The sequence below is a fragment of the Burkholderia sp. KBS0801 genome (assembly GCF_005937855.2).
GTDB lineage: Bacteria > Pseudomonadota > Gammaproteobacteria > Burkholderiales > Burkholderiaceae > Burkholderia > Burkholderia ambifaria.
In genome coordinates, this window is record NZ_CP042178.1 from 2,583,764 (window position 1) to 2,607,402 (window position 23,639).

A 23,639-nucleotide genomic window follows, 5' to 3' on the forward strand; every position below is an offset into this window, starting at 1 on the left:
CGCCCGCGCCGCGTCGCGACGGTGCAACCGGGCCGACTGCCGTATGAGGCGCACGCACGCGATTGGGTCGATGCGTCGCCGCGCCGCGCGGCGGCTGTCATCGTTTCGTTATCGCCCCGTCGGCGAACGGACAGGCTGACAGGCGCCGCACTCAGCTCCAGTCGGACGCGGACTCGTCCGGATCGACGAGCGTGAGCCCCGCCGCCGGCAACGGCAGCGCGGTCTTGTAGCGCACCTGCTTCAGCGCGAAGCTCGACCGGATGTTCGACACGCCCGGAATCGTCGTGAGCCGCTCGATGATGAAACGCTCGAGCGTACGCATGTCGGGCATCACGACGCGCAGCAGATAGTCGGCGTCGCCCGACATCAGGTAGCACTCCATCACCTCGGGCCGCTGCGAGATCGCCTCCTCGAAGCGCTGCAGCGCGTCCTCGACCTGCTTCTCGAGGCTGACCTGGATGAACACGTTGATCCGCAGGCCGAGCGGCTCGGGATCGAGCAGCGTGACCTGCTGCCGGAACAGCCCGAGCTTCTCGAGCGCGCGCACGCGGTTGAAGCACGGCGTGGCCGACAGGTTCACCGCGCGCGCGAGTTCCGCGTTCGTGATCCGCGCGTTCTGCTGAAGCTGGTTCAGGATGCCGATGTCGATGCGGTCGAGCCGCTTGGGGGAGGTGCTCATAGTCTGAATATTCCTGATCTCGCGGAGATTCTGGAATATTTACACTATCCGGCGGCAAATTCACAATGAAATCAGACGCATATTTTGCGAAGCGACGCGTAGCATGAGTCCCATTGATGCGTGCCGCCCCGGGCGCGCGGGAGACTCGCATGACGGATCTGTCGAACGGTATCGAACACGCGCAGCGCGCGGCCCTCGCGCGCGCCGACGAGGATCCGGAAGAAACCGCCGAATGGCTCGAGGCGCTCGATGCGGTGGTCGCGCACGTCGGCCGCGACCGCGCGCAATACCTGTTCGACCGGCTCGCCGAGCATGCGCGCACAACCGGCCTCGCGTCGCCGCGCGCACCCGTCACGCGCTACCTGAACACGATTGCGCTCGCCGAGCAGCCGCCGTATCCGGGCGACCTCGACCTCGAGGAACGGCTGTCGGCCGCGTTGCGCTGGAACGCGCTCGCGATGGTCGTGCGCGCGAATCGCGCGTACGGCGAGCTCGGCGGCCACATCGCGAGCTATGCGTCGGCGTCCGACCTGTTCGAAACCGGCTTCAACCACTTCTTCCGCGCGGCGTCGCCCGCGACCGGCGACGCACCCGGCACGGGCGGCGGCGATCTCGTGTACTTCCAGCCGCATTCGTCGCCGGGCGTCTATGCGCGCGCGTATCTCGAAGGCTTCCTCACCGAGGATCACCTGAAGCATTACCGCCGCGAAATCGCCGGCCCGGGCCTGTGCTCATATCCGCACCCGTGGCTGATGCCCGATTTCTGGCAGTTCCCGACCGGCTCGATGGGGATCGGCCCGATCAACGCGATCTACCAGGCGCGCTTCATGCGCTACCTGCAGCATCGCGGCCTCGCGAACACCGCGGGCCGCACGGTGTGGGGCTTCTTCGGCGACGGCGAGATGGACGAACCCGAATCGCTCGGCGCGCTGTCGCTCGCCGCGCGCGAGGGGCTCGACAACCTCGTGTTCGTGATCAACTGCAACCTGCAGCGGCTCGACGGCCCGGTGCGCGGCAACGGCCGCGTGATCGACGAACTCGAAGCGCAGTTCGCGGGCGCCGGCTGGAACACGATCAAGGTGCTGTGGGGCTCCGACTGGGATCCGCTGTTCGCGCGCGATCACGCGGGCGCGCTGACACGCGCGTTCGCCGGCACCGTCGACGGCCAGTTCCAGACCTTCTCCGCGAACGACGGCGCATACAACCGCGCGCGCTTCTTCAGCCAGGACCCCGCGCTCGAAGCGCTCGCCGCGCAACTCACCGATGCGGAGATCGACCGCCTGCGCCGCGGCGGCCACGACGCACGCAAGCTGCACGCCGCGTATGCGCGTGCGCTCGCGCACCGCGGCCAGCCGACCGTGATCCTCGCGAAGACGATGAAGGGTTACGGGATGGGCGCGGCCGGCCAGGGCCGGATGACGACCCATCAGCAAAAGAAGCTCGACGTCGACGATCTGAAGGCGTTCCGCGACCGCTTCCGGTTGCCGCTGTCGGACGGCGACGTCGAACAGTTGAAGTTTTACAAGCCAGCGGAAGACAGCCCGGAGATGCGTTACCTGCATGCCCGCCGGGCTGCCCTGGGAGGCTATCTGCCCAGAAGGCGGATAGCGGCATCGAAGGGGCTGACCGTCCCTTCGATGCCGGCCTGGGGCGCGTTCGCGCTGGACGCGGCCGGCCGCGAGATGTCCACGACGATGGCGCTCGTACGCATGCTCGCCGCGTTGATCAAGGATCGCGACATCGGCTCGCACGTCGTGCCGATCGTGGCCGACGAAGCGCGCACGTTCGGCATGGCCAGCCTGTTCCGGCAGGTCGGCATCTACTCGCCGCTCGGCCAGCGCTACGAGCCGGAAGACCTCGGCTCGATGCTCTACTACCGCGAGGACACGCGCGGCCAGATCCTCGAGGAAGGCATTTCGGAAGCGGGTGCGATCTCGTCGTGGATCGCCGCCGCGACGTCGTACAGCGTGCACGACCTGCCGATGCTGCCGTTCTACATCTACTACTCGATGTTCGGCTTCCAGCGCATCGGCGACCTGATCTGGGCCGCCGCCGACCAGCGCTCGCGCGGCTTCCTCGTCGGCGCGACGTCCGGGCGAACGACGCTCGGCGGCGAGGGTCTGCAGCACCAGGACGGCAGCAGCCACCTCGCCGCGTCGACGATTCCGAACTGCCGCGCGTACGATCCGGCGTTCGCGTACGAAGTCGCGACGATCGTCGATGCGGGCATGCGAGAGATGGTCGAGCAGCAGCGCGACGTGTTCTATTACGTGACCGTCATGAACGAGAACTACGCGCAGCCGTCGATGCCCGACGATGAACCGGCCGCGCGGCGCGAAGGCATCCTGAAGGGCATGCACCGGCTGCCGTCCGGTTCGAACGCGACGGCACGCGTGCAGTTGCTCGGCTCGGGCGCGATACTCGGCGAAGTGCTCGCCGCGCAGCGGATGCTGAAGGACGACTGGGGTATCGATGCGGCCGTGTGGAGCGTCACGAGCTTCAGCGAACTGCAGCGTGACGGGATGGAAGCCGAGCGTCGCACGCGGCTCGACGACGACGCGCACTCGACGCCGTTCGTCACCGCCGCGCTCGCCACGACGCGCGGGCCCGTGGTCGCCGCAACCGACTATGTACGCGCGGTGCCCGAACTGATCCGCGCGTATGTACCGCGCCGCTACGTGACGCTCGGCACCGACGGGTTCGGCCGCAGCGACACGCGCGACGCGCTGCGCGCGTTCTTCGAGGTCGATCGCGCGAGCATCGTGCTCGCCGCGCTGAAGGCGCTGGCGGATGACGGAGAACTCGATGCGACTATCGTGCGTGACGCTCGCGAACGACTCGGCAAGACTGTGCAGCAGCCCGGCACGGCGCCTTGGCAGCGCTAGGCACTCAATTCATTTCCGCTACGATGCGCTGTCCTGTCAGGCAGCGCCATCGATAGTTGCCGTTTCCGCCGGCCACTCGTCCCGCAGGCGGCGCTACACCGGCAGCGCATGCGTCGACAGAATCTCCTTGAGCACCATGAACGAGCGCACCTGCCGCACGCCGGGCAGGTAGATCAGTTGTTCCGCATGCAGCCGATTGAAGCTCTCGTTGTCGCGTGTGCGCACGAGCATGAAGTAATCGAACTCGCCGGTCACGACGTGGCACTCCACGCATCCTGACACCTTCTGCGCGGCCTTCTCGAACGCGGCGAACGCTTCCGGCGTCGAGCGGTCGAGCACGAAGCCGATCACGACGAGCATGCCGGCCCCGAGCGGCTTCGGATCGAGCAGCGCGACGATCCCGCGAATCATCCCCATTTCCTTGAGCCGCTCGACGCGCCGCAGGCACGCCGGCGCGCTCAGCTTCACCTTCGCGGCGAGGCTCACGTTCGAGATCGACGCGTCCTGCTGAAGCTGCCTGAGGATCGCGCGATCGATGCGGTCGAGCGCGGGCACGGCATCGGCAGGCGTCGCTGGTCTTCCAGTTAATTTCATTGCGTCTTCCTCGATTTTTCAGGACTCGAATTGCTTGATTAACGCTGGATTCGTTATCAACGTAGGTCGACGATATTTATTTCGCAAGCTCATTTCTCGCGTGCTTGCCTATCATTCTTTTCATCGGGAGACGACATGCCGGCCCGTCCCGAACGCACCGATGCCCGCGCCAACCCCGCCTTTCCGGAGACATGAATCGATGAACCTGCAACGCTTCCCCCGTTATCCGCTGACGTTCGGCCCCACGCCGATCCAGCCGCTCAAGCGCCTGAGCGCGCACCTCGGCGGCAAGGTCGAGCTGTATGCGAAACGCGAGGACTGCAACAGCGGCCTCGCGTTCGGCGGCAACAAGACCCGCAAGCTCGAATACCTGATCCCCGATGCGCTCGCGCAGGGCGCGGACACGCTCGTGTCGATCGGCGGCGTCCAGTCGAACCAGACGCGCCAGGTCGCGGCCGTCGCCGCGCATCTCGGCATGAAATGCGTGCTCGTGCAGGAGCACTGGGTCAACTACGACGATCCCGTCTACGACCGCGTCGGCAATATCCAGCTATCGCGGATGATGGGCGCCGACGTGCGGCTCGTTGCCGACGGCTTCGACATCGGCATCCGCCGTAGTTGGGAAGAAGCGATGGAGAGCGTGCGGCAGGCGGGCGGCAAGCCGTATCCGATCCCAGCCGGATGCTCCGAGCATCCGCTCGGCGGGCTCGGATTCGTCGGCTTCGCGGAAGAAGTGCGCGCGCAGGAAGCAGAACTCGGATTCAAGTTCGACTACATCGTCGTGTGCTCGGTGACGGGCAGCACGCAGGCCGGCATGGTCGTCGGCTTCGCGGCCGACGGCCGCGCGGATCGCGTGATCGGGATCGACGCGTCGGCGACGCCGGAGAAAACTCATGCGCAGATCACGCGCATCGCGCGGCATACGGCTGAAATCGTCGAGCTCGGGCGTCGCATCGACGAGCAGGACGTCGTGCTCGACACGCGCTACGCGGGCCCGGAATACGGGCTGCCGAACGACGGCACGCTCGAGGCAATCCGGCTATGCGCACGGCTCGAAGGCGTACTGACCGATCCCGTCTATGAAGGCAAGTCGATGCACGGAATGATCGACAAGGTGCGGCGCGGCGAATTCGAGCCGGGCTCGAAGGTGCTGTATGCGCACCTGGGCGGCGTGCCGGCGTTGAGCGCGTATGCGGAGATTTTCCGCAACGGGTGACGTGATTTCCGCGGGTAGTCGGCACGCGACGTTCCGGGCGTGCCGGATCGGCGCACGCGTAAACGAAATACCGCCGGCAAGCCGGCGGCAAAAGGTACGTCCACGGATGACGTGGCGCACCGGAGGCACTCGATTCAACCGACGCGGTTCGCTCCGCAGAGAACGACCCGCGTCGTGCGGCTGCAACGCGAACAGCCGCTCAGTTCTGCGTGAGCGGATTCAGCGTCGTGCACAGGAAGCCCGTGCAGTTCGCCGGCTTGATATAGAACGACGCCATCACCGGTGTCGTCGTGCCGAGCGCGAGGTCGCCCAGATACGCGGAGCCCTGCGCGCCAAGATTGTTCGACTGCTGGACGAAGCCGGCGCCCGTCGACTGGATCGCGGCCGACTGGTACGTGAAGGTCGGCGACTGTGTCTGGTCCTTCACGTAGACCCACGCGACATTGACGGCGCCAGTCGGATTGGCCGGGCCGAACGACATCTCGCCCTTCGCGCGATAACCCTTCGCACCCTCGCTGTTGGCCTGCGCGATGAGGTCGCCGACGCTCGCTGGCGGGATCAGTGCATCGTACGTATAGGTCGAACCCGACGCATTGTTCTTCATGTACAGGTTCGCTTGCGCCGAGCCCACCATCATCGGGCCGACGAACCAGTAGCCCGACTGGCCCTGGCCGTTCGCCTGGGTGACGAACGCGTCCTGGCTGGCCGGCAATGCCGCCGTCGCGTACGTGTACGTCGCCGACGAGCCGCCGTCCTTGCGATACAGGTAGCCGTACGTGAGCGGCCCTTCGTAGCGGTAACCGTTCGTGCCTTGCGTGTTGGCCTGGTTGAGGAAGGTCGTCCAGTCACCCGGCGCGGACTGCAGTTGATACGTGTAGGTCGGCGCGGTGCCGTCGTTCACGAAGATCGAGCGCGACCCGCCGTTCGACGCGTCATAGTAGTAGTCGCCCAGATAGCGGTAGCCCTTCGCGCCTTCGCTGTTGAGCAGCGTCAGGAAGCTCGGGCCGTCCGACGCCGGCGTCGTCGCCTCGTAGCGCCACGTCAGCGTGCTGTCGCCCGAACCGCCGGTGCCACCATTGCCACCATTGCCGCCGTTGTTGCTCGAACCGGAGCCGCTGCCGGTCGACGGGTTGTCGTCGCCGCCACAGGCGGTCAGGGCCAGACAGGTCAGTGCGATCAATGCAACGGCTTTCATCGGGATCACCTCGGAACGAAAAGGACGAACGAAGCCGAAGCGCACGGATCACGCCGCGAGCACGGACAGTCGCGAATCGGAAATCAGCCGGCGGCGCACCGCCGGCCCGGGACGTCAGTTGACCTGAAGCTGACCGCCGCGGCCGAGGCCGCCCTTGACGTCCTGCGCCTTGTAGCTGCGCAGCGCGACGACCATCTTGTTGTACGCGTCGATGAACGCGACGACCGTCGCCTTGCCTTCCGGCGTCGCCGAGAAGCCGGCGAGCGCACCGCCCACGCCACCGCCGAAGCCGCCCAGCGCCGCACCGTAGTTGGTCGCCGTCGAGCTGCCTTCCGACGCCGCGATCTGCACGGCCGAGCGCACGTCGAACAGCGTCAGCGTCACGACCGACGCCTTCGTCTGCAGGTGGCCCGCCACCGCCGCCACCGCGCCGTTGCCGATCAGCCCGCCGATCATGCTGCCGATCCCGCCGATCGGCGAATCGTTGATCACGATCTGCGGCTCCATGTAGTAGTCGGCTGCGACACGCTGGCCCTTCTGCTGCTTCGAGCCCGCGCGGTATTCGCCCGAGTTGCGCTGCAGCTGCGTGATGCGCGACAGGCGCGCGTCGCTCTTCTGGTTGCCGATCGACGTGATCACGAAACAGTTCGACTGCTGCACCGCCAGGCGCAGCAACGGATCGATCGTCGTCATCTTGGTCGCGCTGCCGAAGGGGCCCCACCAGTCGGCATTGCGGCCGTCATCGACCGCGATCGTGCCGAGCGGCGACGTGCAGCGCTGCAGTTGCGAATCGGCGCCGGCGCTCGCGCCGCCAGCCGCGGCGCCCGTCACGCCGGCGTTCTGGCCGCCGGGCGTCACCACGCCGCCGCAACCCGCGACGGACGCGCCAAGCGCTGCAACGAGCGCACCTTGAGTGAGACGTTGGAGAAGGTTGGTCTTCATGTCGTTGTCGATCGATTAGAGTCGTTGTTCGGCTTATGTGTCCGTGCGAACTTCGATAAGCCCCCCCGGTGTGGCGCGCGATGGTGGTCTCCCCGCTGCAGCCCCCGTTGCTCGATGCCCGGTCAGTAGTACCAGTACGTCTGATTCCAGACGCCGTAGTACGGATAGCCCGAGTACCAGTAGCCGTAATAGACGTCACGCCATTGCGTGCGCCATTTCCAGTCTTCTTCGTCTTCCTTTTTGGCCTTGCGCGCGAGCTCGAGCAGCCGCTTCGATTCCTTGTCGCCGCGGCCGGCCGCGATCGACAGCCACTTTTCCGCTTCGCGCGGATCGGAGCCCATTTCCTCGAGGCCGAACAGGTAGAAACCGCCGAGCGCCTTCTGCGCGCGCAGGTCGCCGCGCTCGGCTGCGTCGCGCATCCATTTGAGTGCCTGGTAGCTGTCCTGACGCACGCCGTCGCCGCGGAAATAACGCAGGCCGAGATCGTAGGCCGCCTTCGGCTGGGCCTTCGCGGCTTGCTTCAACGCGGCGATGCGCGGGTCTTCGCGATCTTCCGCATCGTCCTTATTTTGGTAGGACACCTGATCTTTAGGGCGATGGGAACAACCGGTGTCGTCGCAGATCCGCACCGTGTTGCTGGTCACGGACGGATCCTGCGCGCACGCGGCCAGCAGCAACAGCAGCCCCGGTGCGAGTAAACGGCGGTACATTGGTACTGTCCTCGATTTTATTTGCGCCGCAATTCTTCGCGCTTTTCACCCCCGCGAGCTCGCCTCGCACCCGGTCGCGCGCGGCGCGGCGGATACAATCCGCCAACGCCGACACGCAGCCCAAGGCTCTCTCAGGTTCTCTCTTCGAATCACTCGGTCATTGCTTCATTGCGCCGCGTTTCGCCGTACCGGCTGCCGCCGGCATCGACCTTCAAACATGACGCAAAAAACAATAGTGACGTGGTGAGCAATAATAATGGAGAAAAACGGCATGTCAAGGGCATTCGCGTTTTCAAAGTTTGCGTGACGCGTCAGCTTTGATATGCTCTTCCTCGCCCAACCCCCTGGAGACCCCATCGAGATGTCCACCACCGAGCAGGCCAACGTCGATCTCATCACCGCCAACAAGGTGCGCGACCTCCTGAACCGGAACGGCATTCCGCCGCGAAGTCACAACACGACGATCGCGAATGTGCTGGGCCTGAGTTTCTCGGTCGTCACGCGCAAGATGAAAGGCCTGATCCCGTGGAACCTGTCGCAGTTGCAGGACATCGCGACGCACTTCGGCGTGCCGCCCGCGATCCTGCTCGACGACAAGGGCGCGCAGCCGGCCGCCGCCGAGATGATCGACGCGACGCTCGTGATCGAGTCGCGGCGCTTCCGCTGCCGGGCCGCAATCTCGACGAAGGCCAGCAGCCAGATCGAAACGGATTTCGTCGCGCTGCAATGGCAAGGCGAATGGATCGTCACCGAGCGCCAACACGCGCGCGAAGGGCGCACGTATGCGGTCGATGTCGTCGAGCTGCGTTCGACCCAGCCGAACGTGTACGCGGCACGCATCGCCGTGGTCGACGATTCGCAGGATGTCGCCGAAACGGTGTGTGAATATTTCATCGAAAAAGGCGTGAACGCGATTCCGTACTTCGACGGCGCGAGTTTCCGCAAGGCGCTGGAAGTCGAGGATTTCGACGGCTACATCCTCGACTGGATGCTCGGCGACCAGACGGCCGCCGAACTCGTGCGCGGCATCCGCTCGAGCGAGAACAGCGGCGCGCCGATCTTCCTGCTGACCGGCAAGATCTCGACCGGGGAAGCGAGCGAGGACGAGATCGCGCACATCGTGTCGCACTACAACGCGCGCTGCGAGGAAAAGCCGGTGCGCCTGCCGATCCTGTTCGCGGAAGTCGCCCGCGAACTGAAACTCACGCTGCCGGCCGCGGCGGCCGCGACGAACTGAGCACCGGGCACCGGGAACGGCGACCGGACCGACCATCCGCTACACGCACCACCAGACCGAGGGAAAGACATGCGCGTTACAACCATCTGGACCAAAAGCCTGCTGGCGGCCTGCCTGCTCGGGATGGCCGCCGCGGCATGGGCTGCGTCGTCGTTCACGTTCACCGTCGACGGCAAGATCAGCAAGAGCAATCAGCAGGGGAAGATGACCTACGTCTTTTCCGAGCAGGCGCTGATGGCGTTGCCGCAGCATACGATCGTCACGTCGACGAGCTGGACACCGAAGGCGACCTTCACCGGCCCGCGCCTGTCCGACGTGCTGAAGACGGTCGGCGCGCACGGCACGCAGATCGAATTCCGCTGCATCGACGAATACACGTTCACGATTCCCGTGTCCGATGCCGACAAATACGGCGTGATCCTCGCGCGAACGATGAACGGCAAGGTTCTCGGCAACGACAACTACGGCCCGCTGTGGATCATGTATCCGCGCGATCAATACCCCGACGAGCTGAAGACGCCGCTCGGCGAAGCCAAGTTCGCGTGGCAGATCATCGGTCTGACCGTGAAGTGACATGACACGGCGGCGCTGGAAGAACAGAAAAATCATCCTGATCCTCGGCTCGCTGTGGATCATGGGGTTTGCCGCCTGGGCGTTCCTGCTGTGGGATCTCCTCGCCGCGTCGGTCAACGAGGGCGTGCTCGAGGGGCCACGCGAAGGCGTGTTCTGGACCGCCGCGCAATACCGCAACGTCTATACGCGCTTTGACCGGCAGCTGATTCTCTACGCGACGCGCGAGGACGACGATTTCGATCACGTACAGATGCAGCTCGACAGCCTGTCGGTGTCGTTCGGGTTCCTGCAGCGGCCGTCGGAAGTGTCCGAATACTGGCTGCGCATCCCGCGCGCGCGCAACGAGATCGACGCGCTCGGCGAATTCATGACGCGCCTGAAGCGCGAGGTGCCGCTGCTGCGCGATTCGCCGAAGCAGGCACGGCAGGTGATCGACGAAGTAAATGCGTACTGGCCGAAGGTCAACGGCCTCGCGAACTACTTCCGCGCGATCGAAATGGCGCAGCGCGATTTCACGTTCCATCAATTGAAGGACAAGCAACGCGCGATCCTGATCCTCGGCATCGTGCTCGGCGTGATCCTGTGCGCGCTGTTCCTGCTGCTGTTCTATACGATGCGCACGCGCGACGACCTGCTCGAACGGCAGGACGCGGCGCTCGACGCGGAGCGCAAGGCGTCGGATCGCGCGTTCGAGATGATCGAGGCGAAGAACGCGTTCCTCGGAATGGTCAGCCACGAGTTGCGCACGCCGCTGCAGGCGATCTGCGGGTCGATCGAAATCCTGCTCGCGCGGCCGCAATCCGACGCCAACCTGAAGACGATCCGGCGGCTGCAGAATTCCGCGCTGTCGCTGGAAGCGCTCGTCAAGGACCTCACCGACTACATCAAGCTGCGCTCGACGAAGCGCGTCGCCGAACTGGATACCGTCGGCATCGCACCGCTGCTCGCCGAAGCGCTCGAGCCGCTGCGCGAGAAGATCGCGGCCAAGCGGATCGCCGTCACGCAGCTCGTCGAGCCGCCCGGCCTCGCGATCCGCTCCGATCGCAAGCTGCTGCGGCAGGTGCTGTCGAACCTGATCGAGAACTCGGTCAAGTACACGGTCGGCGGCTCGATCACGGTGGCGATCACGCTCGCCGACGCGCCGGCCGGCCAGCAGGTGAAGATCGCCGTGCGCGACACCGGCGCCGGCATCGCGAAGCAGCATCTGTCGAAGATCTTCGAGCCGTTCTATCGCGCGAATGACGCGGTCGGGCTGCATGTCGACGGGATCGGCATGGGGCTCGCCGTCGTGCGCGAAATCGTGACGACGCTGCGCGGGCATGTGGACGTGCGCAGCGTGGTCGGCGAAGGCAGCGAGTTCGTCGTGACGCTGCCGGCCGAAGTGCCTGGCGTCGATACGGCCGGCACTGCGGCCGGCGACGTGCCCGCGCTGCCGCCCGTGCTGGCGCATCGCGACCGGCGCGCGCTGGTCGTCGACGACAACGACAACGCACGCGAAACGCTCGGCGCGATGCTGTCGGCGCTCGGCATCGACGCCGATCTGTGCGGCACCGGCCAGGAAGGCGTCGCGCGCTTCGGCGCGGGCCGCTACGACATCGTCGTGCTCGATCTCGAACTGCCGGACCTGAGCGGCTTCGAGGTCGCGCGGCGCATTCGCGCCGTCGCGCAGCCGGACGACGAAGGCCGGCATCCGGCGATCGTCGGCGTCAGCGCGTATGAATCGGCTGCGCTGCACGAGAACAAGCAGGTGTTCGACGAATTCCTGCCGAAGCCCGTCCACCTGCACGAGCTCGGCGCCCTGGTCGAGAAGCTGCTCGCGTGAATCGGTGCGCCGCGTGCAAACGCGCACGGCATCGCGCGTTCCCGCTCACGTTCCCGTTTATTCGCCGATGAGATGCAGCACGATGTCGCGCCGATGCGCGCCACGCCGATGCTCGAACAGATAAATCCCCTGCCAGGTGCCGAGCACCATGCGCCCGTGCTCGACCGGAATCGACAACTGCACCTGCGTGAGTGCCGTGCGCAAATGGGCGGGCATGTCGTCGGGGCCTTCGGTGTCGTGCTCGTAGCGGCTTTCGTCCTCGGGCGCGAGCGTCGCGAAATAGCGTTCAAGGTCGCGCCGCACCGACGGATCCGCATTCTCCTGGATCAGCAGCGAAGCCGACGTATGGCGGCAGAACACGGTGAGCAGGCCGGTGCGGATCGACTGCTGGTCGACGAACGCGCGCACCTGCGGCGTGAACTCGACGAGGCCGTTGCCGCGTGCGTCTACGGCGATATGCGTGATGGCCTGTTGCATGATCGTGACGTCAGGCCAGAGCGGCGAAGCCGTCGACTTCGATCTGCTTCGCATCGGCGGGCCGCACGACGCGCGCGACCTCGACGCCGTCGCGCAGGAACACCAGCGTCGGCCACAGCTTGACGCGGAACGAGCGGCCGAGCGGTCGGCCCGGACCGTCCTCGATCTTCAGGTGGCGCACGGCGGGATGCGCGGCGAACGATTCGACGATCGCCGGTTGCGCGCCCGCGCAGATGCCGCACCAGTTCGCGCCGAATTCGATGACGGTCGCGCCGGCGAGTGCATCGACTTCCTCGCGCGTGGGCGCTTCTTCGGCATAGCGTTGCGGAGTGTGCATCGGGGTCCTCATGTGCAATTCCGGAAATGACCGCGCGGCGGCACGCGGCCTGCGGTTTCTTACTGTAGCGGAAAAGCAGGCGCGGTGCCGATGCGCTGATGGCCGTTCGCGCGCCGCATGCTCGCGCCGTTGCCGCGCGTTGCAAGCGCGGCTCCGCGAGCAATTTTCGTGCGTCGCCGCATCGCAGCCGATCTCCGGATGACACGACAAGAATCGGAGCGCCGCGCGGCCGCGACAGGATCAGCATGCGAACTGATCCCTCAACGAAGCGAAGGCCCCGACCATGAACGCTCCGCATCGCGTCAGCGAACCGAACATCCTCTACTTCGGCACGCCCGTCGTGCTGGTCAGCACGCTGAACCCGGACGGCACAGCAAATCTCGCGCCGATCTCGTCCGCGTTCTGGCTCGGCTGGCGCGGGGTGATCGGCATCGCCGCCAGCTCGCAGACCACCCGCAACCTGATGCGTACCGGCGAATGCGTGCTGAACCTGCCGTCGTCCGCGCAGGCGCACGCGGTCGACCGAATCGCACGGACGACGGGCACGCATCCGGTGCCCGAATCGAAGCGCGCGAGAGGCTATGTGTACGAACCCGACAAGTTCGGCACGGCGGGGTTGGCGGAAACGCCATCGCAAACCGTGTGGCCGCCGCGTGCGCTCGAATGCCCGATTCACCTGGAAGCGGTCGTCGCGGCCACGCACGGCCTCGCCGATGAAACACCGGACCTGCGCGGGAAGATCACGGTGTTCGAGGTGCGCATCCAGCGCGTGCACGTGCATCCCGACCTGTTGATGGATGGTCATCAAGACCGCATCGATCCGGACAAATGGTCGCCGCTGATTATGAGCTTCCAGAAATTCTATGGTCTGGGGCCTCGGCAGGTACATGCATCGCGGCTCGCCGAGATTCCCGAGCGCGCGTATCGCAGCCCGGACATCGAGCGCTCGCGCGATGCGGGCGTGCCGGCTGGCGCCGGGCGGTGATGAAAAGCGATGTCGCGGGCCGCGCGCTCGTCGATGCCGACGCCGGCCTGCTGATTCCCGCGTCGCGCCCGATCGTCCGCATGATCTGGCGCGATTCGGCCGAGCGCTCACGCCCGCTCGGCATCTGAACCGCGTGCGGCACAGCGGCGCGGCCGGGCTGCCGATCGCGATGCTTGCGGGCACGCGTGCGCCGCGCTCGCGTGGCGCGCGACCGGCTCGGCCGCGCCGGCCGGTGCGCCGAAACCGATCGGATAAAATACGGCCGGCCACGCTCATTGGCCCATGACCGAACCGACGGAGTGTTTTCAGTGATTCAAGCTACCCCAGTATTCAAGGACAACCTCGCGCAATTGCCGGCCATCGACGGCATCGCGCGCATCGATCTCGTCGGCGCGAACGGCGACGTGGTCGCCAGCATCGAAAACCAGCCCGGCAAACAGGGTTCGCTCGCGGTCTACCACTACCTGAAGCAGGCCTTCGGCGCGCTCGACGCTAAGGCTGCCGAGCACGGCCTCGCGGTGTTCGCGGAGCACACCGCCGACGCACGCAACCGCCCCGGCGCGCACCCGAATGTCGACCGCCTGCTCGCGATCGTCGCCGGCGGCGACGCGCTGCGCATCGACGTCGTCGCGAAGGGTTGAGCGACAGGCGGACAATGAGGCCGTGTATCGATGCGTGGCACGTTCACGCATCTCTACAATGGGCGCAATGCGTGCCGCATCGTCGTCCCGTCCGCAGAGCCGCGGCAATTCAGTCGTGCCTGATCGAGCACACTCACGCGTCAGCAAAGACACTTCGCTTTCGTCGGGTACACGCAGTTGCCCGCTGCGTGTCGGCCCGGCTTGCCGAACGGCATAGCTCCCCGCGAATGCCATGACGCATGCGCCCGCATTCATATCATCGATGACAGCCTCGCACGCCAGTCGTCATTTTCACGATTGCCCGTCCTGATTTAGACAAAACCTCGCGAAGATCGCCCGCGATGCCACCGGCGAATCACCTCGGCCATCGCGCGTCGGCGTCGAATTTTTCGCGACGCATCGCACACTCGCACCTCAAGCGCGCACTGCCCGCTGCGGGAATCGCGTGCCGTCCCGGCATCGGCTACTACCATGCCGGCGTGCTTCGCCGAGCAACGCTCCGATCCCCAGCGCGATCCGCGTCTGGTCTTTCGTGCCGTGCGCATCAGGAAAACGCCGCCTCGCAGCTTTCCATGTCTCAAGGGGCGACAGCCCCACTTAATACACGTCCCATTCAAATCGTCTCCCCGGTAGTCGAAATTGAATCCCGTTGAGTTGAGTTGGCTCAGACGCGTCACGTTTATCAAGCCACGGCGCGGCATTCGATCCGGACCTTGTCGCCGCAAAGATCCTCGCCGATGGCTCGGCGACTGCGTTCCGGCAATCGGCCTGGACGGGGCCTGACCAGATTCGCACCGCGCGCAAACACGTGATCGACGCGTTGCGCGCGGCTCGAGAGGCTTGACGATCTGGAGACCACCGATGCTCCTCCGCCTGCGCAGATGCGTCATCCGCCATGAAATACAGGGTCGCTGACAATCATGAGGGTAACGATTGAAGCTGCCATGCGATGAAATCCCATTTCTGCCGGGAATTTCGACGTGATGGAAAATGGCATATGCGGAATGGCATTTTTCTCGATTCCGACACAACCATATACCGACATGAAACCGGGTCATACGCGCAGCACTCGATATCGAGTCCGGCAAAATTGAATGTCGCATTCAAACCGACGACCCATTCCGGCTAGCCCCGATGAAAATCGCCCGTCCGCCCTGCCGGACCGGCGCCATCAGCATCACTTCCCACAATGTCAAATCCATTTGACGTTGCATGAGAATACACGCCTAGACTTTCTCAAAAAATTCCAATTAGTACTTGTCCCATCATACGAAGCATGCATTTAGGACAAGTCAAATTTATAGGCATGCGCCGGAACGATACCATCGCTACAACTCTTTTCAAAGAGTTATTCGCCTCATTCAAATCACGTTGAAACGGAGAAAATCATGACTTTCAACAAAAACATTCTTGCTATTGCTGCAGCAGCAGTTTCGTTCGCAGCAGCAGGCTCGGCAATGGCTGCCGACGGCACCATCACCTTCACCGGCGCGATCACGACCGCATCCTGCTCGCTGACGGGTGGTGCGGGCGCCAGCGTGTCGCCCGGCACCGGCGGCCAAGACATTGCGGTCAACCTCGGCACGGTGAGTGCGGATTCGATCGGCAACGCCGCTGGCGGCGGCGTTGTAGCAGGCACGAACATCAACCTGAACCTCGATTGCGGCAAAACTGGCACCGGCCTGAACATGGTCAAGATGAAGTTCGACCCGGCGGCAGGTTCGGGCCTCGATGCCAAGAATAACCAACTGCTGAAGGTCACGGGCGACGCTGAAGGTGTTGCCATCGGCCTCTACGACGCCAACAACGAGCGGCTGAACCTGGCTGCAAGCGACACGTTCAATGCCCCGCTCGTGAAGGGCGGCACGGAAGAAGCGCCGATCTATACCGCCGCGCTGAATCTGCGCGCCGGCTATGTCGCGAACGGTGCGCCGATCAAGGCCGGCAAGGCAATCGGCACGCTGCCGTTCACGCTGACCTACGAGTAAAGCACTCCTCCGGGCGACGCGGCGGGTCACGGTTTCGTCGCCCTCACACTTTTCCAATTCCATCATGAAACGATCACTCATTGCCGGGCTGGTCGCGGCCAGCTCGCTATTAATCCATTCAGGCGCATCTGTCGCCGGAATTTCGTTGAACGGCACGCGTGTCGTGTACACGGCGCAGAGCAAAGAAGCGTCCGTGCTCGTCAGGAATTCGTCGAAGCAAGACGTGATGATCCAGTCATGGCTGGAATCCGACGACCGGAAAAGCGATCTGCCGTTCGCGATCACGCCTTCGCTGAGCCGTCTCGGCGCGGAAAAGCAGCAAACGCTGCGGATCTTCTACGCCGGCCAGGGTCTGCCGACGGACCGTGAATCCGTGTTCTGGCTCAGCGTGCAGGAAATTCCGCAGAAACCGGATGGCGACAACACGCTGCAAATCGCGGTGCGTCAGCGCATCAAACTGTTCTATCGGCCGACCAACCTCGCAGGCAAGCCCGAGGACGCGCCCAAGCAGCTTCAATGGCGCTGGCGGGCGGCGGGCGGCAAATACGGAATGGAGGTCGTCAACAACACCCCCTATTTCGTATCGCTGGTCAAGGCAACGCTCCACAGCGGCGTGCAAACGCATCCGATCGACACGGAAATGATTCCGCCGCAATCGACCCGTCAGCTTGGCGTCAGGAACTACAACGGCCAATCGCTTGCACCGGGCGCCAAGGTCGATTTCGAGTCGATCAGCGACTTCGGCGCGGTCGAAGAAAACAACGCAACAGTCGCCAACTGACAGCGCATTCGTTGGTTCTGGCTTCGAATCGCCCAATATAAATTCGCATTACTAATTTATCGGAGGCGCGCATTCCTGAAATCCGGACAGGTTGGAAAAGGCACGCGACCAAGGTCAAGGCATGGATACCACTGAAAAGAAAATCGATTTGCGGATAGCGGCCTGCCAGGGCGCAACCTGTCTGGTGGCGCTCGGGGGCCTCGTTGCAGCCACCTCGGTTCAGGCAGCCGAATTCAACGAACTGTTCATCAAGAAAGAAAACGCGCCTGTCGAGCTCAAGTACTTCGAACAGGGCAGTTCGGTTTCGCCCGGCACGTACGACGTCGACGTGTCGCTGAATCAGCGTCCCGGCAAGCGCGAATCGATTGTCTTTCAGGCGAACGGCGACAAGGTCGATCCCGTCATCACGCTTGGCCTGCTCGAGGCGCTCGGCGTGGACGTGAAGCGACTCGAGCGGGAAAACCGGATTCCGGCCGACCTGCAAGACGACGCAGCGCTGAATCTCGCGGAGATCATCGACGGCGCGTCGACCGATTTCGACGTCGGCACACTGTCGCTGAACATCAGCGTGCCGCAGGCCTACGTGCCCGGCCGGTCGCGCGGCTATGTGGATCCGTCGAAGTGGGACGACGGCGAGGTCGCGGCCTACAGCAACTATCAGGCCAATTTCAGCCACGACTCCGACTCCGGATACAACAGCGCCTACTATTACCTCGGCCTGCGCAACGGCTTCAACGTCGGCGGCTGGCGGCTCAGGAACGAATCGGCGCTGACCGGGCGCCGCGGCACGAAGTCGCAGTTCACGTCGAACCGTACCTATGTGCAGCGCGACCTGCGCGGCATCAAGGGCACGCTGTCGGCGGGCGAACTGTATTCTGCCGGCGAAATCTTCGACAGCTTCCGCTTCGTCGGCGTGCAGGTCGGATCGGACACCGGCATGCTGCCGGACGACGAGGTCGGCTACGCGCCGGTCGTGCGCGGCATCGCGCAGTCCAACGCGGTCGTCGAGGTGCGCCAGAACGGTTACGTCATTTATTCGACCACGGTCACGCCCGGTGCATTCGAGCTGAAGGACATCTATCCGAGCGGCTCCAACGGCGATCTCGAAATCTCGATCACCGAATCCGATGGTAGCGTCCGGCGCTATACGCAGCCCTATTCGTTCCTGCCGGTGATGATCCGGCGCGGCTCGATTCGTTATTCGTTTTCCGCGGGCCAGTATCACGGGATTGGCGAGGTCCGCCCGAAATTCGCGCAGGGCACGGTGGTGTATGGCCTGTCCGACAACTTCACCGGCTACGGCGGCCTGATCGGCGCGCAGAACTATGCCGCGATCGCGCTCGGCGTCGGCTTCAACTCGCGGCTCGGCGGCATTTCGTTCGACGTCACGCATAGCCTGTCGAACGTGCCCGGCCGCAAGGCGAACGGGCAGAGCTTCCGGTTCCTGTACTCGAAGACGCTTGCGGCCACCGACACCACGTTCACGATGGTCGGTTATCGGTATTCGACCGACGGCTTCCGCACGCTGAGCCAGCACGTCGACGATACGAGCAGCCGGCAAGGCGACGGGATGCGGCGCCAGAAGAGCCGCATCGATCTGAACATCAACCAGTCGCTCGGCCGCAACGGGTCGGTCTACGCGAGCATCGGCGAGACGAGTTACTGGAACCGCGGCGGCACGAGCCGCAACATCCAGCTCGGCTACAGCGGCTCGCTGAAGAACATCAGCTACAGCGTCGCGCTCGCGCGCACCGAGGAGACGGGGCCGTTCGGGCGGATCGACAACCAGATCTCCGCGACGGTCAGCATTCCGTTCGGCAGCAGCGCGCGCGCGCATCGCGCCTATTCGAACGTCACGGCGTCGACGCGCGGCGACGTGCGCGTTCAGGCAGGCGTATCGGGCTTCCTGAACGACCGGAACACGGTCAACTATTCGGTGCAGGGCGAGTACCAGAAGGACAACGGCGGCTCCGGCGCCGTGGGCCTCGGCTGGGATACGCCGATGGCGAAGCTGACGTCGAACTACAGCCAGTCCGGTCACGGCAAGCACGTCGACGTCGGTGCAACCGGGTCGATCGTCGCGCACCGCGGCGGCATCACGCTCGGCCAGCCGGTCGGCGAAACGTTCGCGATCGTCGAGGTGCCCGGCGTGAAGGGCGCGCGCTTCGATTCGTCGACGGCGGTCAGCACCGATCGTCGCGGCTACGCAGTGTTGCCCTATGCGCAGCCGTACCGGTACAACTGGCTCAACATCGACACGGAAAGCCTCGGCAACGACACCGAGATCACCGAGAACGCGAAAACGATCGTGCCGACGCGCGGCGCGATCGTGAAGACGCGCTTTGCCGCGGAAACGGGCCGCCGCATCCAGTTCGACGTAACGACGACCGACGGCAAGAAGGTGCCCCTCGGGGCGACGGCTTACGACGAGGACGACAAGGTACTCGGCATGGTCGACAACGCATCGCGCGTGCTCGTGTTCGGCGTGAAAGATCAGGGGCGTCTGTCGATTCGCTGGAGTGAAGGCACGTGTGAAGGCGGCTACGTTTTACCCCAGCGGAACAAGGCGCTCATGTACGAGCGCGTTGCGATGAGCTGCCGTATGGGCAATCGCTGACGTTTTACCCGATCCGGCTCCAGACATTCGCCTGATGCACATCGGGAAAACACAATGCGCCGCCCCGATCGCGGCCCGATTAACTTAACGACATTCGATCCGACATGAACCCGAAGAGTTTGCTTATTGGACTGGCAAGCATGTTGCCATTCGTATGCGGTACCGCGCTGGCGCAGTTTTCTTGCACCGTCACGCAGAACTCCTACCCGACAGCGAACAACGGTCAGAGTCCCGCGGTCCTCACGATCCCGTCTTTCAATGCACCCACCTTCGACCCCAATGTGCCAGACGGTACCGTGCTCTTCTCGAGACAACTCCAGACGACAGCGAACGGCCTCGGAGCGGTCTCCTGCTCCGACTCCGTCGAAAATGAAATTACTGGGCGACTGGAGCCAGTGGGCCAATATTCCACTTGGCCAACCGGTGTCGCCGGCATCGGCGTCAGAATGCGACACGCGACGCTCTCGTCATGGTGGCCGCATCTATACAATACTACCTCCAAGGGCTCAAGTTGGTTTCCTTATGCCATTGTCATTGAAGTGGTCAAGACCGGCCGCATCACGGCCGGCGGCAAGATGACTGGAGAAGTGGCCGGCGCTTGGCTCAAAAACAGGACTTTCCAGTATCAATCCTTCAGGATCAACGGATCGATCGAACTCAAGCCGACCGTACCGACCTGCAGCGTGACGACAAAGTCGATCAAGGTTCAGTTTGGCGAGGTCAACCTGAACGGCACGGCGACGGCACCCGAACAACCGGTCAATATTGGCTTGCAGTGCTCTGGCGGCACGAGCGACGCCAAGACCCGGATGTATATCACGCTGACGGACGCAACCAACCCCGGCAACCGGAGCGACGTGCTCACGCTGACGAACGCTTCGACGGCAAAAGGTGTCGGTATCCGGATCATGAACGGGACGACACCGGTCCAATATGGGCCCGATTCCAGCGAGACCGGCAACCCGAATCAATGGTTCGCGACCGAAGCAGGCAATCAAACCGTCAATATCCCGCTTAGCGCACGCTATGTCCGAACCTCGGACACGCTCAAAGCAGGTACGGCGGATGCCGTCGCCACCTTCACGATGAGCTATCAGTAACCGCAATATCCAAGCGAGGAATGCCGCATTGCACCGGCATTCCCCTTCTTGGTTCTTCCTGCGCGACGCCGGAACCGGCGACCGGAGCCAGCCGTCTCACCGCATAGCATTCGCACTCGACACATGATTGTGCCGGGTCTCAACGGCTCGACGGAAGATCGATTCCTGACCGACGTCGCGTCAATCCGCATGACGATCGTCCGGTCCTGTCCATTGATGGCGAACACCATGGCGGCCACAGTCGATCATTCGTGATCGGGACCATTTCCGGACGCATTTCATCGCGTGATTGCAGGAGTTCACAATCGCATCCGGTCGAACGCCGGCCCTATGGCGTTCCGAAGCCACGATTACTTCCGGTCAGCCGGGCAAGCGAGCGTTCGATGACTGCCCGGCAAGCCGGCCACGCCGGTGCGAACCATCCACGCCGCCCTCGGCCACGATCCGCTCGGCATGCGCACATGCGTCCCCGGAGCGCAAAGCCGCCGCGCATCGAATGCGGTTCGATTCGAAGCGTATCGGCGTCGCCGCTCGCCGCGAGCGAATGCCACGTCGCGTCCCGCATGCCGCCGCAACGTCGCATCGAGCGTCTCGATCGACAGTGGCTTGAGCACGACCTCCGCGGGCATCGGCTACTACCATGCCGGCGTGCTTCGCCGAGCAACGCTCCGATCGCCAGCGCGATCTGCGTCCGGCATTTCGTGCCGCGCAAATCCGGAAAACGCCGCCTCGCAGCTTTCCATGTCTCAAGGGGCGACAGACCCACTTAATACACGTCCCATTCAAATCGTCTCCCCGGTTGACGAAATTGAATCCCGTTGAGCCGAGTTGACTCAGATGCGTCGCATTTATCAGGCCGCATTCAATCACCTTGAAGTATGCCGCCATGCGATACACGCGATCCAACAGGCCGATGGTCGCTGCGCCTAACCGCAACGTCATGCGCTCGGGCGATGCCGACAAACCGGCAACGCAACCACGGATCCCTGTCCGAAATCTCATTAGCTACCTTCGCATCCGGCCGATACCCATCTTCCGATCGTAATCCGATGCCGACCCGTCGCTCGTACAGGGAACAGGATCTGCCGGGACGAGCCACGCGCTCGAAAGCGCGCCCGGCCTCGCATCCCGGATTTAACAATTCATGCAGTCCACCTGACGATTCCCATCGCAATTCATAACTTTAGTACTTGTACGATTAATTAAGGCTTCGCTTTAAGCGTCGTCCGATTTCCCGTCTTGTCTCGCATCAGGAAAATACGTATCGAAATGCAAACATTGAGATTCACCTCATCCCCCCTCCGCAAGACGGATCTCATGCGCGCTTTCATCACCTTTAAACCATCGTTTGGAACTCAATCAATGAAAATCGCGAAAAGCACTTCCGCACTTTCCCTGTTCGTGGTCGCAGCCGGCCTCGCGGCAACTTCGGCAGCGCATGCGGCGGACGGCCAGATCAATTTCACGGGCTCGGTCGTCGCGTCGACCTGCAAGATCAACGAGGGTGTCAACGATCTGAAGGTCGCGCTGCCGACGGCATCGACCAACATCCTCACCGGGGCAGGCAAGACTGCGGGTCGTACGCCGTTCAAACTCACGCTGACGGGCTGCACGACGGACAAGGAAGAGGGCGGCACGACGATTCCGGCGCCGGTCAACAAGGTGGCGGTGGCGTTCGAGCCGGGCGCGACCGTGAACCTCGCGACTGGCCGTCTGATGCTGACGGGTGATGACTCAGCGAAAAACGTCGAAATCAGCATCCTGAACGACAAGTATGAGGCGATCAAGGTCGGCGCAGAATCCTCGGCGCAGAACTCGCAGGTCGTCAATATCGACACGACGGCCGGCACCGCGACGCTGCAGTATTCGGCCGAGTACTACGCAACCGGCGACGTGACCGGCGGGACCGCGAATTCGCACGTCACCTACTCGCTGATCTATCCCTGAACAATCGGTTGGTTGAGTGACAGAGCCGGCCTCCGGATGAGGCTGGCTCGCCGGACGGTTCTCTCGATTTCCTGATTAATTTATTTGGACTACATAACACAAGGAGGATGATGATGAAGCTTGCCGCCCCCTATCGCTTGCTCGCGCTGCTGATGGCCGCCCTGTCCTGCGTGAGCGCACAGGCGAGCGTGACGCTTTCCGGCACACGGGTCGTATTTCCGGGTGCCGACAAGGAGGTCACGGTGCAACTGTCCAACGACGGCAAGGCACCGGCCCTGGTCCAGACGTGGATCGACAAGGGCGACGAGCGTGCCGCACCGGATCAAATCGACGTGCCGTTCGTGATCACGCCGACGATCTTCCGGCTCGAGGGCGGCAAAGGGCAGACCCTCCGGATCCTTTATTCGGGCGAAGCGCTGCCGGCCGACAAGGAGTCGCTGTTCTGGCTGAACGTGCTCGACGTCCCGCCGAAAGCGGCGGCCGACGACGATAGAAATCGCCTGATGATCGCATTTCGCACACGCGTGAAGCTGATGTACCGGCCCGAAGGGCTGCCGGGAAATCCAGCCGACGCGCCACGTCAGCTCACCTGGAAGATCGCAGCCGATCCCGACAACCGGCTGGTTCTGAAGGCAACCAATCCGACGCCATACGTCGTCAACCTCGGCGGCATCGCACTCCATGCGAACGGCAAGACGCTGGACGCCGGCGTGGGCTATGTGCGCCCGGGCGAAACCGCTTCGTTCCCGGTCAAGGGTTCGACGAACGCGGATGCAACCGGCGGAACGGTCGTGTACAGCAGCTTCGACGACTGGGGCGGCAACCGATCCAACGAGGCTCCCGTGTCCCGATGAGGTGATGCGCGCACGGCCGATTCAGCCAGGCCATTCGATCCGAGGTGAACACTCAACTC

General features: G+C 63.9%; 21 protein-coding genes. 14 read left to right on the forward strand and 7 right to left on the reverse strand.

Translation table 11 applies throughout. The annotated features are described in order from the left end of the window. Positions 1 to 151 precede the first annotated feature (151 nt). On the reverse strand, positions 152 to 679 hold the full coding sequence (locus FFI87_RS28490; RefSeq protein ID WP_012365218.1) for an Lrp/AsnC family transcriptional regulator: 528 nt from the start codon (positions 677 to 679) through the stop codon (positions 152 to 154). 149 nt (positions 680 to 828) lie between these two features. Between FFI87_RS28490 and mdeB the strand changes: the two genes are divergently transcribed. Beyond that, positions 829 to 3,564 carry an alpha-ketoglutarate dehydrogenase gene (mdeB, locus tag FFI87_RS28495; protein ID WP_138849878.1) on the forward strand — a complete coding sequence of 912 codons (2,736 nt, stop codon included), beginning with the start codon at positions 829 to 831 and terminating at the stop codon, positions 3,562 to 3,564. A gap of 93 nt (positions 3,565 to 3,657) precedes the next feature. On the opposite strand, the gene FFI87_RS28500 is transcribed toward mdeB, so the two are convergent. Next, a complete protein-coding gene (locus FFI87_RS28500) occupies positions 3,658 to 4,158 on the reverse strand; it encodes an Lrp/AsnC family transcriptional regulator (RefSeq protein WP_006749403.1) in 501 nt (166 codons plus the stop codon). Between the two features lie 199 nt (positions 4,159 to 4,357). On the opposite strand from FFI87_RS28500, the gene FFI87_RS28505 reads away from it, so the two are divergent. Further along, positions 4,358 to 5,374 carry a 1-aminocyclopropane-1-carboxylate deaminase gene (locus FFI87_RS28505; protein WP_138849877.1) on the forward strand — a complete coding sequence of 339 codons (1,017 nt, stop codon included), beginning with the start codon at positions 4,358 to 4,360 and terminating at the stop codon, positions 5,372 to 5,374. 199 nt (positions 5,375 to 5,573) lie between these two features. On the opposite strand, the gene FFI87_RS28510 is transcribed toward FFI87_RS28505, so the two are convergent. The 3 genes from FFI87_RS28510 to FFI87_RS28520 form a co-directional block, all read right to left on the reverse strand. Next, positions 5,574 to 6,569, reverse strand: a complete 996-nt coding sequence (locus FFI87_RS28510) for a hypothetical protein (protein ID WP_138849876.1) — start codon at positions 6,567 to 6,569, stop codon at positions 5,574 to 5,576. Positions 6,570 to 6,683: 114 nt separating this feature from the next. Next, positions 6,684 to 7,511, reverse strand: coding sequence for a hypothetical protein (locus FFI87_RS28515; RefSeq protein ID WP_012365213.1), 828 nt, complete (start codon positions 7,509 to 7,511; stop codon positions 6,684 to 6,686). Positions 7,512 to 7,633: 122 nt separating this feature from the next. After that, positions 7,634 to 8,221, reverse strand: coding sequence for a tetratricopeptide repeat protein (locus tag FFI87_RS28520; protein ID WP_012365212.1), 588 nt, complete (start codon positions 8,219 to 8,221; stop codon positions 7,634 to 7,636). A gap of 361 nt (positions 8,222 to 8,582) precedes the next feature. Between FFI87_RS28520 and FFI87_RS28525 the strand changes: the two genes are divergently transcribed. The 3 genes from FFI87_RS28525 to atsR all read left to right on the forward strand — a co-directional run bounded on the left by FFI87_RS28525 (position 8,583) and on the right by atsR (position 11,853). Next, entirely contained in the window at positions 8,583 to 9,458 is an 876-nt protein-coding gene (locus FFI87_RS28525; protein WP_138849875.1) for a response regulator, read from the forward strand. 69 nt (positions 9,459 to 9,527) lie between these two features. Then, complete coding sequence (locus FFI87_RS28530) at positions 9,528 to 10,031, forward strand: molybdopterin-dependent oxidoreductase (RefSeq protein WP_138849874.1); 504 nt, start codon at positions 9,528 to 9,530, stop codon at positions 10,029 to 10,031. A 1-nt stretch (position 10,032) separates the two neighbouring features. Continuing rightward, the gene (gene atsR, locus FFI87_RS28535; protein ID WP_138849873.1) at positions 10,033 to 11,853 is read left to right on the forward strand and encodes a hybrid sensor histidine kinase/response regulator AtsR; all 1,821 of its coding nucleotides are present in this window, start codon (positions 10,033 to 10,035) and stop codon (positions 11,851 to 11,853) included. Between the two features lie 57 nt (positions 11,854 to 11,910). Here the strand turns inward: atsR and FFI87_RS28540 are convergent, their stop codons facing one another. Then, entirely contained in the window at positions 11,911 to 12,330 is a 420-nt protein-coding gene (locus FFI87_RS28540; protein ID WP_138849872.1) for a secondary thiamine-phosphate synthase enzyme YjbQ, read from the reverse strand. Between the two features lie 10 nt (positions 12,331 to 12,340). Continuing rightward, on the reverse strand, positions 12,341 to 12,667 hold the full coding sequence (locus tag FFI87_RS28545) for a thioredoxin family protein (RefSeq protein WP_138849871.1): 327 nt from the start codon (positions 12,665 to 12,667) through the stop codon (positions 12,341 to 12,343). 283 nt (positions 12,668 to 12,950) lie between these two features. Between FFI87_RS28545 and FFI87_RS28550 the strand changes: the two genes are divergently transcribed. The 9 genes from FFI87_RS28550 to FFI87_RS28595 all read left to right on the forward strand — a co-directional run bounded on the left by FFI87_RS28550 (position 12,951) and on the right by FFI87_RS28595 (position 23,580). Next, on the forward strand, positions 12,951 to 13,652 hold the full coding sequence (locus FFI87_RS28550) for a flavin reductase family protein (RefSeq protein WP_138849870.1): 702 nt from the start codon (positions 12,951 to 12,953) through the stop codon (positions 13,650 to 13,652). Further along, a complete protein-coding gene (locus FFI87_RS35045; RefSeq protein WP_261378599.1) occupies positions 13,652 to 13,780 on the forward strand; it encodes a hypothetical protein in 129 nt (42 codons plus the stop codon). The genes FFI87_RS28550 and FFI87_RS35045 overlap by 1 nt, the downstream gene beginning before the upstream one ends. 180 nt (positions 13,781 to 13,960) lie before the next feature. Then, positions 13,961 to 14,293 carry a DUF2322 family protein gene (locus tag FFI87_RS28555; RefSeq protein WP_072438200.1) on the forward strand — a complete coding sequence of 111 codons (333 nt, stop codon included), beginning with the start codon at positions 13,961 to 13,963 and terminating at the stop codon, positions 14,291 to 14,293. A gap of 1,388 nt (positions 14,294 to 15,681) precedes the next feature. Then, positions 15,682 to 16,281: a fimbrial protein gene (locus tag FFI87_RS28565; RefSeq protein WP_138849869.1), complete on the forward strand. Its 600-nt coding sequence runs from the start codon at positions 15,682 to 15,684 to the stop codon at positions 16,279 to 16,281. Positions 16,282 to 16,345: 64 nt separating this feature from the next. After that, entirely contained in the window at positions 16,346 to 17,062 is a 717-nt protein-coding gene (locus tag FFI87_RS28570; protein ID WP_138849868.1) for a molecular chaperone, read from the forward strand. A gap of 121 nt (positions 17,063 to 17,183) precedes the next feature. After that, positions 17,184 to 19,679 carry a fimbria/pilus outer membrane usher protein gene (locus FFI87_RS28575; RefSeq protein WP_138849867.1) on the forward strand — a complete coding sequence of 832 codons (2,496 nt, stop codon included), beginning with the start codon at positions 17,184 to 17,186 and terminating at the stop codon, positions 19,677 to 19,679. A 104-nt stretch (positions 19,680 to 19,783) separates the two neighbouring features. Next, a complete protein-coding gene (locus FFI87_RS28580; protein ID WP_138849866.1) occupies positions 19,784 to 20,779 on the forward strand; it encodes a fimbrial protein in 996 nt (331 codons plus the stop codon). A gap of 1,362 nt (positions 20,780 to 22,141) precedes the next feature. Continuing rightward, positions 22,142 to 22,726, forward strand: coding sequence for a fimbrial protein (locus FFI87_RS28590; RefSeq protein ID WP_138850261.1), 585 nt, complete (start codon positions 22,142 to 22,144; stop codon positions 22,724 to 22,726). Between the two features lie 110 nt (positions 22,727 to 22,836). After that, positions 22,837 to 23,580, forward strand: a complete 744-nt coding sequence (locus FFI87_RS28595; RefSeq protein ID WP_138849865.1) for a molecular chaperone — start codon at positions 22,837 to 22,839, stop codon at positions 23,578 to 23,580. Positions 23,581 to 23,639 lie beyond the last annotated feature (59 nt).

What these genes read in the sequence shown, in the direction of transcription:
- atsR (WP_138849873.1), top strand. Translation starts at nt 10,033, where the DNA reads ATGACACGGCGGCGCTGGAAGAACAGAAAAATCATCCTGATCCTCGGC.
- FFI87_RS28540 (WP_138849872.1), bottom strand. Translation starts at nt 12,330, where the DNA reads ATGCAACAGGCCATCACGCATATCGCCGTAGACGCACGCGGCAACGGC.
- FFI87_RS28510 (WP_138849876.1), bottom strand. Translation starts at nt 6,569, where the DNA reads ATGAAAGCCGTTGCATTGATCGCACTGACCTGTCTGGCCCTGACCGCC.
- FFI87_RS28565 (WP_138849869.1), top strand. Translation starts at nt 15,682, where the DNA reads ATGACTTTCAACAAAAACATTCTTGCTATTGCTGCAGCAGCAGTTTCG.
- FFI87_RS28580 (WP_138849866.1), top strand. Translation starts at nt 19,784, where the DNA reads ATGAACCCGAAGAGTTTGCTTATTGGACTGGCAAGCATGTTGCCATTC.
- FFI87_RS28500 (WP_006749403.1), bottom strand. Translation starts at nt 4,158, where the DNA reads ATGAAATTAACTGGAAGACCAGCGACGCCTGCCGATGCCGTGCCCGCG.
- FFI87_RS28505 (WP_138849877.1), top strand. Translation starts at nt 4,358, where the DNA reads ATGAACCTGCAACGCTTCCCCCGTTATCCGCTGACGTTCGGCCCCACG.
- FFI87_RS28595 (WP_138849865.1), top strand. Translation starts at nt 22,837, where the DNA reads ATGATGAAGCTTGCCGCCCCCTATCGCTTGCTCGCGCTGCTGATGGCC.
- FFI87_RS35045 (WP_261378599.1), top strand. Translation starts at nt 13,652, where the DNA reads ATGAAAAGCGATGTCGCGGGCCGCGCGCTCGTCGATGCCGACGCCGGC.
- FFI87_RS28570 (WP_138849868.1), top strand. Translation starts at nt 16,346, where the DNA reads ATGAAACGATCACTCATTGCCGGGCTGGTCGCGGCCAGCTCGCTATTA.
- FFI87_RS28545 (WP_138849871.1), bottom strand. Translation starts at nt 12,667, where the DNA reads ATGCACACTCCGCAACGCTATGCCGAAGAAGCGCCCACGCGCGAGGAA.
- mdeB (WP_138849878.1), top strand. Translation starts at nt 829, where the DNA reads ATGACGGATCTGTCGAACGGTATCGAACACGCGCAGCGCGCGGCCCTC.
- FFI87_RS28520 (WP_012365212.1), bottom strand. Translation starts at nt 8,221, where the DNA reads ATGTACCGCCGTTTACTCGCACCGGGGCTGCTGTTGCTGCTGGCCGCG.
- FFI87_RS28590 (WP_138850261.1), top strand. Translation starts at nt 22,142, where the DNA reads ATGAAAATCGCGAAAAGCACTTCCGCACTTTCCCTGTTCGTGGTCGCA.
- FFI87_RS28490 (WP_012365218.1), bottom strand. Translation starts at nt 679, where the DNA reads ATGAGCACCTCCCCCAAGCGGCTCGACCGCATCGACATCGGCATCCTG.
- FFI87_RS28530 (WP_138849874.1), top strand. Translation starts at nt 9,528, where the DNA reads ATGCGCGTTACAACCATCTGGACCAAAAGCCTGCTGGCGGCCTGCCTG.
- FFI87_RS28515 (WP_012365213.1), bottom strand. Translation starts at nt 7,511, where the DNA reads ATGAAGACCAACCTTCTCCAACGTCTCACTCAAGGTGCGCTCGTTGCA.
- FFI87_RS28525 (WP_138849875.1), top strand. Translation starts at nt 8,583, where the DNA reads ATGTCCACCACCGAGCAGGCCAACGTCGATCTCATCACCGCCAACAAG.
- FFI87_RS28575 (WP_138849867.1), top strand. Translation starts at nt 17,184, where the DNA reads ATGGATACCACTGAAAAGAAAATCGATTTGCGGATAGCGGCCTGCCAG.
- FFI87_RS28550 (WP_138849870.1), top strand. Translation starts at nt 12,951, where the DNA reads ATGAACGCTCCGCATCGCGTCAGCGAACCGAACATCCTCTACTTCGGC.